At 68.4% G+C, this 10,556-nt stretch carries 8 protein-coding genes; 4 read left to right on the top strand and 4 right to left on the bottom strand.

The annotated features are described in order from the left end of the window. Positions 1 to 149: 149 nt before the first annotated feature. Positions 150 to 1,844, top strand: coding sequence for a bifunctional 3'-5' exonuclease/DNA polymerase (locus ACFXI3_RS01340; RefSeq protein ID WP_378397329.1), 1,695 nt, complete (start codon positions 150 to 152; stop codon positions 1,842 to 1,844). A 152-nt stretch (positions 1,845 to 1,996) separates the two neighbouring features. Next, positions 1,997 to 2,395 carry a hypothetical protein gene (locus ACFXI3_RS01335; protein WP_378397328.1) on the top strand — a complete coding sequence of 133 codons (399 nt, stop codon included), beginning with the start codon at positions 1,997 to 1,999 and terminating at the stop codon, positions 2,393 to 2,395. Between the two features lie 3 nt (positions 2,396 to 2,398). On the opposite strand, the gene hrpA is transcribed toward ACFXI3_RS01335, so the two are convergent. From hrpA to ACFXI3_RS01320, 3 genes are all read right to left on the bottom strand, one after another. Further along, positions 2,399 to 6,274, bottom strand: coding sequence for an ATP-dependent RNA helicase HrpA (hrpA, locus tag ACFXI3_RS01330; protein WP_378397327.1), 3,876 nt, complete (start codon positions 6,272 to 6,274; stop codon positions 2,399 to 2,401). A 76-nt stretch (positions 6,275 to 6,350) separates the two neighbouring features. Next, the gene (locus tag ACFXI3_RS01325) at positions 6,351 to 7,544 is read right to left on the bottom strand and encodes a cation:proton antiporter (protein WP_378397326.1); all 1,194 of its coding nucleotides are present in this window, start codon (positions 7,542 to 7,544) and stop codon (positions 6,351 to 6,353) included. 42 nt (positions 7,545 to 7,586) lie between these two features. Next, positions 7,587 to 7,904, bottom strand: coding sequence for a hypothetical protein (locus ACFXI3_RS01320; protein WP_378397325.1), 318 nt, complete (start codon positions 7,902 to 7,904; stop codon positions 7,587 to 7,589). A gap of 289 nt (positions 7,905 to 8,193) precedes the next feature. Here ACFXI3_RS01320 and ACFXI3_RS01315 point away from each other — a divergent pair, with 289 nt between their 5' ends. After that, positions 8,194 to 9,051: a chitosanase gene (locus tag ACFXI3_RS01315; protein WP_378397324.1), complete on the top strand. Its 858-nt coding sequence runs from the start codon at positions 8,194 to 8,196 to the stop codon at positions 9,049 to 9,051. Next, the gene (locus tag ACFXI3_RS01310; RefSeq protein ID WP_378397323.1) at positions 9,015 to 9,599 is read left to right on the top strand and encodes a L,D-transpeptidase; all 585 of its coding nucleotides are present in this window, start codon (positions 9,015 to 9,017) and stop codon (positions 9,597 to 9,599) included. The genes ACFXI3_RS01315 and ACFXI3_RS01310 overlap by 37 nt, the downstream gene beginning before the upstream one ends. On the opposite strand, the gene ACFXI3_RS01305 is transcribed toward ACFXI3_RS01310, so the two are convergent. Continuing rightward, the gene (locus ACFXI3_RS01305; protein ID WP_378397322.1) at positions 9,565 to 10,548 is read right to left on the bottom strand and encodes a PHP domain-containing protein; all 984 of its coding nucleotides are present in this window, start codon (positions 10,546 to 10,548) and stop codon (positions 9,565 to 9,567) included. The genes ACFXI3_RS01310 and ACFXI3_RS01305 overlap by 35 nt on opposite strands. Positions 10,549 to 10,556: the final 8 nt, after the last annotated feature.

Genomic DNA, 10,556 nt, shown 5'->3' with positions numbered 1-10,556 from the left:
GCGGGGGGGGGTTTTAACCCCCCGTACGGGGTCCCCCACCTCCGGGTCGGGCCCCGTGGTGTTTAGCTGCGCCCCCATGGCCCCCATCCCCGCACCGCCGGGCACCTGGGTGTGCGGAAATTGTCGGTGCTGGTCCGCACAATGTGACGGTGCAGGTGATCACCGGCCGGGAGGAAGAGTCCGGCTACACGATCGAGGGCCCTTCTGGGACCCTCCGCGGGCTGTCGCGCGCCGACTGGGCCGACGAGGTACGTCGGCTGGAGGCGGCCGAGAGCCCGCGCTGGGTGCTGCCCTCGGCCGAGGAGATCTACCCCGCGCTGGTCAAGGCCGGCGTGCGGCTGGGCCGGTGCTACGACCTGTCGCTCGCCGAAGGACTGCTGCTCGCGTACGAGGGCCGGGAGGGCGAATCACGCAGCCTGCGGGCCGCGTGGGCCCGGGCGAACGGCGAGGAACCACCCGACGACGGACCGGCCTTCGGCGAGGACGCCCAGCCCACGCTGTTCTCCCCGCGCGGCCCCGGCCTGCCGCCGGGCGTCACGGTCGTCGCCGCGGCCCGGCGGGTCCTGGCTGAGCAGGAGAAACGCGTCGCCGCCACGGAGAATCCCGCGCGGATGCGGCTGCTGCTCGCGGCCGAATCGGCGAGCGCGCTGGCCGCCGCCGAAATCTCCGCCGCCGGGCTCCCCTGGCGCGCCGACCGCCATCTGCAGCTGTTGGAAGAGCGCCTCGGCCCGCGCGTACCCGCTGGTCAACGCCCGAAAGCCCTCGTCGACCTCGCCGCGAAAATCTCGGCGGCCCTTGGCGGACGGCCAGTCAACCCCGACTCATCAGCGAGCGTCGTCCGCGCGCTGGCCCGGGAGGGCATCGAAATCCCGGCCGCGCGGAAGTACCTGCTGCAGGACATCGACCACCCCGCCGTCGCACCCCTGCTGGAGTACAAGGAGCTGTCGCGGCTGCACTCGGCCAACGGCTGGGCGTGGCTGGACGAATGGGTCACCGACGGACGATTCCGACCGCACTACGTCGTCGGCGGCGTGGTGTCCGGCCGCTGGGCCACCCGAGGCGGCGGGGCACTGCAGATCCCGCGCGCGTTGCGCTCCTGCGCGTCCGCGGACCCCGGCTGGAAGCTCATCGTCGCCGACGGCGCGCAACTGGAGCCGCGCGTCCTCACGGCGTTGTCCGGCGACCGCCGCCTGGCCGAGGTCGCCGCGGCGACCGATTTGTACGCTCGCTTGGCGGAAGCGCTGTTCTCCGGCACGCGCTACGTCCCGCTCCGCCCCGGCGACACGAGAGACGACCGTTCCCGCGCGAAGATCGCCATGCTGTCCGCGATGTACGGCGGCACCTCCGGCGAGGCTGGGCCACTGCTTGCGTTGCTGCGCCAGCGCTTTCCGGACGCAGTGTCCTATGTGGAGCATGCTGCCGCGGCGGGTGAGCGAGGCGAACGGGTCAGGTCTCGGCTGGGCCGTACGTCTCCGGCTCCGTCCGCTGCCTGGCGAGCTTTGACGGGCGGCCTCACCGAGGACGAGGCGACGGAAACCCGCGCGCGCCGGGCGTCGCGAAGCTGGGGGCGGTTCACGCGGAATTTCGTGGTGCAGGCCAGCGCGGCTGATCTGACTGCCGTTTTGCTGGCCACCTTGCGCGGACGGCTGCCTGACCCAGCGCATTTGGTGTTCTTCCTGCATGACGAGGTGATCGTGCACGCGCCTGCCGAACTGGCGGACGAGGTCGCGGGCATTGTGGAGGCGTCGATCCAGGAAGCCGCGAGGCTGGTCTTCGGAGAAGCGTGTCCCGTGCGATTTCCCATGGACGCGAAATCGGTGGACAATTATGCGGAGGCCAAGTGATCAGCTGACTCAGATTTCCCATCAACCACATGGCGGTACTCGAAATATCCATTCGGGCGAACGCGCAGTTGCCGTAGGTGGCGCTCAGCGCGTGACGTTCAACCGCAAAGGCGCTATCCGCCGATCGAGAACGATGAGTACCGTCGTGCCCCATGGTGGGGAGAAAGACAAAACGCAAAATCGGAAAACTCTGGGGCTATCTGGCGCTGATCGCGGTCGCGGTCCTGTGGACGGTTCCCTCGGTGGGGCCGGGAGTTATCGCGATTCTGTCGGCTTTCGTGGTGCTGTACTGCCTCTTCCAGGCCCCGACCTGGTGTTGCGCAACGACCCGGAAAGGAGAGTTCTGCCGCAACAACGCCAACGGAGTCCTCCTGGGCTGCCGCCTCCGGCAGCACAAATGGCAGAAGCTCAAGATGGCGTTCAAGGAGCAAGCTCCGGCGAAAGCTCTCGGAAGAATGCTCAGCAACATGGGCGGAGTGGCGGCCTCGCTTTCGGCGGTAGCTGGCACAGTTTCAGCGGGAGTCGCCACTGTCGCGCTCGTGGTGAAGTGATCCTCAGGCCAGCGCCTCGTCCAACGCCTTAGTGATCCGCTTCAACGAAACCGGATGCGCAGTCCCCAGTGTCTGCGCGAAGAAGCTCACCCGAAGCTCCTCGATCATCCACCGCACCTCCGCCAGCGCGGGCGAGGATGTCCCAGGCGGCAAAGCAGCCAACGCGTCCTGGTATTCCTTCGTGATCCACGCGACGTCCGCCATGCGCTGCAAGTCCCGTGTCTGCTCCAGCGGCAGCTTCTCCAGCCTCCGCTCGATGCCGCGCAGGTATCGGACCACGTTCGACAGCCGTCCGGCACCCGTTTCCGTCACGAAGCCCTTGTGCACCAAGCCATCCAGCTGACGACGGATGTCCGCCAGCGACTCGGCCGGGCCGCGGGTGTCGGACAGGCGCGTTTCGACGTCGATGGCCGCGCGCAGGATCCGCTCGACCTCCGTCAAAACCTCCAGCACCTTCGGGTTCAGCCCCGCCCGCACCTTCTCCAGCAGCGCGGCGAACCCTGCCTCGTCCCAGACCGGCCCGCCGGCGGACGCCATCAATGCGTCGACAGCACAGTCGACACAATCCTCCAGCAGGCCAGCGACGCTGCCATGCGGATTGCGGTTCAGCACCAGCTTCGAGGAGTTCGAAAGCGACCGCGTAATGAACTTCATCGGCGAGTTCAGGTTCAACCGCAGCATCCGCCGCGTGCCGGACCACATCGCGTGTTGCTGTTCGGCTGGCGTGTCCAGCAGCCGCACGGCCACCGACGCGCCCTCGTCCACCAGCGCCGGATACGCCTTCACATCGTGGCCGCGCCGAGTGGAGGCGAACACCTTCGGCAGCTCGCCGAACGACGGCTGCACCAGACCGGCCTTCTCAATGCTGTTGGCAGCCTTGGAAATCGTCTCCCGCACCCGCGGCGCGAGGCGGCGCTTCAGCTCTTCCAGGTCCTTGCCCTCGGCCACCCGCTTGCCGCGCTCGTCCACCACGCGGAAGGTGATCCGGAGGTGGTCCGGCACCGTCGAGAGGTCCCACGCCGAATGCGGGACGTCGATGCCGCGCATCGCGTGCAGCTCGTCGCCGAGGATGTCGAGGAGCGGACCGTCCGAAGGGGACATTCGCGTCAACGCGTCCGCGGCCGTATCGGGAGCCGGGACGAAGTTGCGCCGCAACGTTTTCGGCAGCGACTTGATCAGCTGCGTCGCCAGTTCGCCGCGCAGGCCGGGCACCTGCCAGTCGAAACCGTCCGGCGTGACCTGGTTCAGCACCGGCAGCGGGATGTGCACGGTCACGCCGTCGGCGTCCGCGCCAGGCTCGAACTGGTAGGTCAGCTTGAAGACGTGCGTGCCCTGTGTCCACGAGTCCGGGTAGTCCGATTCGCGGACCGCGCCCGCGACCTCGTTGATGAGCATGGACTTCTCGAACGACAGCAGGTCCGGCTCGTTCCGCCGCGCCTTCTTCCACCAGCTGTCGAAGTGCCGCACGGACACGATGTCCTCGGGCACTCGCGCGTCGTAGAACTCGTACAACGTCTGGTCGTCCACCAGGATGTCGCGCCGCCGGGCGCGGTTCTCCAGGTCTTCGACCTCGTCCAGCAGCGCGCGGTTCTCGGCGAAGAACCGGTGGTTCGTGTGCCAATCGCCCTCGACGAGCGCGTGCCGGATGAACATCGCGCGCGAGATCTCCGGGTCGATCCGGCCGTAGTTCACCCGCCGGTCCGCGATGAGCGGCACGCCGTACAGCGTCACCTTTTCGGTCGCCATCACCGCGCCCTGCTTGCGCTCCCAGTGCGGCTCCGAATACGAACGCTTCACCACGTGCTGCGCGAGCGGTTCGACCCAGTCCGGCTCGATCCGCGCGTTGACCCGGCCCCACAGCCGCGACGTCTCGACCAGCTCGGCCGACATCACCCAGCGTGGCTGCTTCTTGAACAGCGCCGAACCGGGGAACACCGAGAACCGGGCCCCGCGCGCGCCGAGGTAGTCGCCCTTCGCCGGGTCCTTGAGCCCGATATGCGACAGCAGCCCGGAAATCAGCGCTGTGTGCACGTGCTGCGGTTCGGCGGGCGTGGTGCTGAGCGTGATGCCGAGCGGTTTGGCGAGCTGGCGCAGCTGGCCGAAGATGTCCTGCCACTCGCGGATCCGCAGGTAGTTCAGGTATTCGGTACGGCACATCCGGCGGAACTGGTTGCCGGTCAACGTCTTCTGCTGTTCGCTGACGTACTCCCACAGCTTCAGGTAGGAGAGGAAGTCCGACGTCGGGTCCGCGAACCGGGAGTGCTGCGCGTCGGCGGCCTGCTGCTTCTCCGCCGGCCGCTCGCGCGGGTCCTGAATGGACAGTGCGGCGGCGATGATCATCACCTCGCGCACGCAGCCGTTCTGCGCGGCCTCCAGCACCATCCGGCCCATCCGCGGGTCCACCGGCAGCAGCGCGAGCTTGCGGCCGACCTCGGTGAGCTTCGAGGAATCGCCGGTCTCGAACGCGCCGAGCTCCTGCAGCAGCTGCACGCCGTCGGTGACCTGGCGGCGGTCCGGCGGCTCCACGAACGGGAACGCGTTCATGTCGCCGAGCCCGAGCGACGTCATCTGCAGGATGACCGACGCCAGGTTCGTCCGCAGGATCTCCGGATCGGTGAACTCCGGCCGCGATTCGAAATCCTCCTCGGAGTACAGCCGGATGCAGATGCCGTCCGAGGTACGCCCGCAACGGCCCTTGCGCTGGTTCGCCGACGCCTGCGAGACCGCCTCGATCGGCAGCCGCTGCACCTTCGTGCGGTGGCTGTAGCGCGAGATGCGTGCGGTGCCCGGATCGATCACGTACTTGATCCCGGGCACGGTCAGCGACGTCTCGGCGACGTTCGTGGCCAGCACGATCCGCCGTCCGGTGTGCCGCTGGAACACCCGGTGCTGATCGGCTGCGGACAGCCGCGCGTACAGCGGCAGCACCTCGGTGTTCCGCAGGTCCAGCCGGTTCAGCACGTCCGCGGTGTCGCGGATCTCGCGCTCGCCGGAGAGGAACACGAGGATGTCGCCCGGCGCCTCGCCGGACAGCTCCTGCACCGCCTCCGCGATCGCCTGCGTCTGGTCGCGGTCCGGGTCGCCTTCGGGCTCGTCCGGGTCCGCGAGCGGGCGGTAGCGCACCTCGACCGGATAAGTCCGGCCGGAGACCTCGACGATCGGCGCGTTGTCGAAATGCCGCGAGAACCGCTCCGGGTCGATGGTCGCCGAGGTGATGACGACCTTCAGGTCGGGACGGCGCGGCAGCAGCTGCTTGAGGTAGCCGAGGATGAAGTCGATGTTGAGGCTGCGCTCGTGCGCCTCGTCGATGATCAGCGTGTCGTACTGGCGCAGCATCCGGTCGGTCTGGATCTCGGCCAGCAGGATGCCGTCGGTCATCAGCTTGACCAGGGTGTCCTGGCCGGAGTGGTCGGTGAACCGGACCTTGTAGCCGACGGTGTCGCCCAGTTCGGTCTTCAGCTCGCTGGCGATCCGGTCCGCGACCGTGCGCGCGGCGAGCCGGCGCGGCTGGGTGTGCCCGATCTGCCCGCGTACGCCGCGGCCCAGCTCCAGGCAGATCTTCGGCAGCTGCGTGGTCTTGCCCGACCCGGTCTCCCCCGCGACGATCACCACCTGGTGGTCGCGGATCGCGTCGCCGATCTCGTCCTTGAGCCTGCTGACCGGCAGCTCGGCGGGGTACTCGATCTTCGGCACGCTTTCGCGGCGCTGCTGCACGCGCAGCAGCGCCGTCTCGACGTCGGCGGCGATGCGCTCGGCCGTCTCCTGCTTGGCACGAGACCGGCGCGCGCCGTCGAGACGACGACGGAGCCGGTACTCGTCGCGCAGCATCAGTTCGGGCAGCTGGGCGCGCAGCTCTGCGAAGGGGGATGGAGTGGACATACTTGGGCCAAGGATAGCCGTGCGTGACGGTCGTGGCTTCCGAATATGCCGCGAGTGACAGCCCCGCCTCCCCGATTCACGGCACCGGAGCCGGGCGCGGCCGCACGAGCTTGGCCGGAAGCAGCCAGGTCAGCCGGTCCGAGCGGAGCACGGCGAGCGGTCCGATCACGGCCAGGAGCAGCACGTATCCGGCGACGAACGGGGCCACCCGCGAGTCGAGCCCGGCCGCGGTCGCCATCGTCGCCAAGACCAGCGAGAACTCGCCTCGGGTGAGCACGGTCAGGCCGATGTTCACGCCTTCCTGCCGGTCGAAGCCGTGCAGGCGGGCGGCGAACGCGCCGGCGGCCAGGTTCAGCACCAGCGTCAGCACGACCGCGGCCAGCACCGGGAGGACGACCGTGCCGACCGCGCCCGGATCGATCGACAGCCCGAAGATGAAGAAGAACAGCGCGCCGAACGCGTCCCGCAGCGGCAGCACCAGCTTGTGCACCCGCGGCGCGACCTTGGAATTGCCGAGCATCATGCCGACCATGAACGCGCCGATCGCGTCGGAAACGCCCACCTCCTCGGCCACCGCGGCGCCGAGCACAGCCACGCCGACGAAGCAGACGGTGAGCAGTTCGTCATCCGCCGAGCCGAAGAGGCGCGACACCAGCCGTCCGCCCCAGCGGGCCAGCGCGGCGAGCACGAGCAGGAAGCCGAATGCCTTGCCGAAGTCGGCGAGCGCCGCACCGAAGCCGTCGGCACCGCTCAGCACCGGCTGCAGCAGCGCCAGATAGAGCGCGAGGAACAGGTCCTCCAGCACGACGATGCCCATGATGAGACGGGATTCCCGGTTGTTCATCCGCCGGGTTTCCAGGAGCAGTTTGGTGACGATGGCCGAGGACGAGATGCCGATCGCGCCGGCGATCACCAGCGCCTCGCGCGTGCCCCAGCCGAGCACGAAGCCGAACGCGAGCCCGCCGCCGATGTTCAGCACCAGGTATGCCAGCCCCGCCCAGGCGAGTCTGGCACCGCCGCGGGCCAGGTCGTCGAGCGAGAACTCCAGGCCGAGATAGAAGAGCAGGAACACGAGACCGAGCCCGGCCAGCACGCCGAACTCGGCCGGATCGTCCACAAGGGACAGTCCGGGGGTGTGCGGGCCGAAGACGAAACCGGCCAGCATGAACAGGGGAATCGTGGGCAGCCCGATCCGGGCGCCGACGCGGGCGAGGGCGCCGGCGGCGAGAAACGCGCCGCCGACGGCCAGCAAAGCATGACCGTTGCTCATGAAATCCTCTTGAGAGCCGGGTACAGGTGGGGAAACGAGTACTCAGCGATCAGGAGGGGCGCGCGCCGCGGCGGGTGCGGGCGCGCGGTCCAGTTCGACCGGCGGCGCGGCGGAAAACGGGACGGTGCACCAATCCGGCCGGGCGAGGCGGATCTCGCCCGGGGCGTCGGCGAGCGGCAGCGGGTGCGCGGCGACGAGATGCGGGCCTTGTTCCTGGACCAAGGCCGGTTCGGGGTCGTGCGGACGCGGACCAGTCGGTCCTGGCCCGGGTACGGCCACGCCGAGCAGGAGCAGCGCGGCGAGCAGCAGAACGAGGATGGACCGGTGCCGCGGCGCGGAAGCGGCGGCAGCAGTCGTCATCTCAGGATGAGTTTACCATGTCTTTAAGGTGCGCCGAGAGCTCTCGTTTTCGTCCATAGTGGACAGTCAGATGGCGACTCCCGCGGTTCCAGTGGATTTTCGGCCGCATTCAGGCAATCTTCATCGTCCACAGTAGACAGCTCACGTTCACATCTGTGAAAAGTTTTCGCATCCCTTGCCCCGCGGCTTCACGCTCGGTTATCGTGGCGCTACGCCGCAGCAGTACCCGGAACCGGTCATTCGCCGGTCCGGCCGCCTTGCCCACGTACCGCGGAAAGGGATTCCCCTCATGCGCAAGACGATGCGGCCCACGCTGGTCGCCGGTCTCACGGCTGCCTCGGCCCTCGCCCTCGTGTTCAGCACCCCCGCTCTCTCGGCCGCCGCCGTACCGGCCCCGCTCGCCGCCTCACCAGTGTCTTCGTCGGTGCTGGGATCCGGCGGCGACCTCGCGTCTCCGGAGAAGAAGGAGATCGCGATGCAGCTGGTGTCGAGCGCGGAAAACTCCTCGCTCGACTGGAAGAAGCAGTACTCCTACATCGAGGACATCAAGGACGGCCGCGGCTACACCGCGGGCATCATCGGGTTCTGTTCCGGCACCGGCGACATGCTCGAACTGGTGCAGGCCTACACCAAATCCGTGCCGGACAACCCGCTGGCGAAGTTCTTGCCCGCGCTGGAAAAAGTCAACGGCTCCGATTCGCACGAAGGTCTCGGCGCGCCGTTCGAGAACGCTTGGAAGGAAGCCGCGGGCACCCAGGAATTCCAGGCCGCGCAGAACAGCGAACGCGACCGCGTGTACTTCGACCCGGCGGTCAACCAGGGTAAGTCGGACGGTCTCGGCGCGCTCGGCCAGTTCATCTACTACGACGCGATCGTGATGCACGGCCCCGGCACGAGCACCGACAGCTTCGGCGGGATCCGCGACGCCGCGCTGTCGAAGGCGAAGCCACCGGCCCAGGGCGGCGACGAAACGGCCTACCTCAAGGCATTCCTCGACGCGCGCAAGGTGGTCATGAAGAAGGAAGAGGCACACGCGGACACGTCCCGCGTCGACACCGAACAGCTGGTGTTCCTCAATGACGGCAACCTCGATCTGCACACGCCGCTGAAGTGGAAGGTCTACGGCGACCCGTACGAGATCAACTGAACTCCCAGCAGGTTCTCGCGGTCACCGCGCATAGCGCGGCCGCGTGGGACCACGACGGCGACCGCTGGGTACGGGCACTCGGTCCGTACCCAGAGGAAGTCGGCGCGCAAGGAATCGGTGTCGCGCGCGAAGGGCTTTCCCTTACTCCCGCTGGAATCTGGCCGCTCACGGAGGCTTTCGGCATCGAGCCGAACCCCGGCACCCGGCTCCCCTATCGGCAAGTGACCACTTCGGACTGGTGGGTGTCCGATGTGCACTCTCCGCTTTACAACACGCATTACCGAGGCACACCAGGCCCGTTCGACGAAGCGGCGGGCGAGAATCTCGGTGCGGCGGGTCCCGCGTACGCGCACGCGGTGGTGATCGACTACAACCGCTCGCCAGTCGTGCCCGGTGCCGGTTCGGCGTTCTTCCTGCACGTGGCCACCGGCGGACCGACCGCTGGCTGTGTCGCTCTCGCGCAAAACGATCTGATCGCGGTGCTGCGCTGGCTCGACCCCGCGCGGAATCCCGTCATCGCAATAGCTGATCAGCCGTCCGCGTGTTGATGATCCGTTCCGGTCCGATGCCCGCGTTTTCCGCCCGCTCGCAGCCGTAAACCTGCCAGTCGAGCTGGCCGGGCGCGTGCGCGTCGCTGTCGATCGCGAACTCGCAGCCCAGTTCGGCGGCCTGGCGCAGCAGCCGCGTCGGCGGATCGAGCCGGTCCGGCCGCGAGTTGATCTCCACCGCCACCCCGTTCTCGCGGCAGGCGGTGAACACCTTCTCGGAGTTGAACTGCGACTCCGGCCTGCTGCGTCCGCCGACCAGCCGTCCGGTGCAGTGCCCCAGCACGCGGACATGCGGATTCTCGACGGCGGCCAGCATCCGCGGCGTCATCTCCCGCGCCGGCATGCGGAGCTTCGAGTGCACGCTCGCCACCACGAAGTCCAGCCGGTCCAGCAGCTTCTCGGTCTGGTCGAGCGCACCGTCGTCGAGGATGTCGACCTCGATGCCGTGCAGCAGGCGAAACGGCGCCAGCTGCTCGTTCACCCGCGCAACCTCGTCCATCTGCGCGCGCAGCCGCTCCGGGGACAGGCCGCGCGCGACGGTCAGCCGCGGGGAATGGTCGGTGAGCACGATCCACTCGTGCCCCAGCTCTCGCGCCGTCTCGGCCATCTCGAGAATCGGGCTACCGCCGTCGGACCAGTCGGAGTGCGTGTGACAGTCACCGCGAAGCGCCGTACGCAGCGCACCGCCGCCCGGCAGCTTCTTCTCAGGCAGCTTCGCCGCGTACGCAGGCGTGCGGTCGTGCCACGCGTCTTCGATGACCCCGGCAGTGGCTTTGCCAATGCCCTTCAACGCCTGAAGCGTCTTCGCACCGACGCGCGACGCTAGTTCGTCTTCGGAGAGCTTGTCGACCACCGCGGCGGCCTGGCGGAACGCGCGCACCCGGTAAGTCGGTTCACCGGCGCGTTCGAGCTGGAAGGCGATGTCGCGCAGGGCGCGGGCCGGGTCCATGACTCCTG

It is taken from the genome of Amycolatopsis sp. NPDC059235 (genome assembly GCF_042754125.1).
Classification (GTDB): Bacteria; Actinomycetota; Actinomycetes; order Mycobacteriales; family Pseudonocardiaceae; genus Amycolatopsis; species Amycolatopsis albidoflava.
The sequence above is the reverse complement of the archived record's forward strand: the minus strand, read 5'-3'. Positions and strand labels throughout refer to the sequence as shown.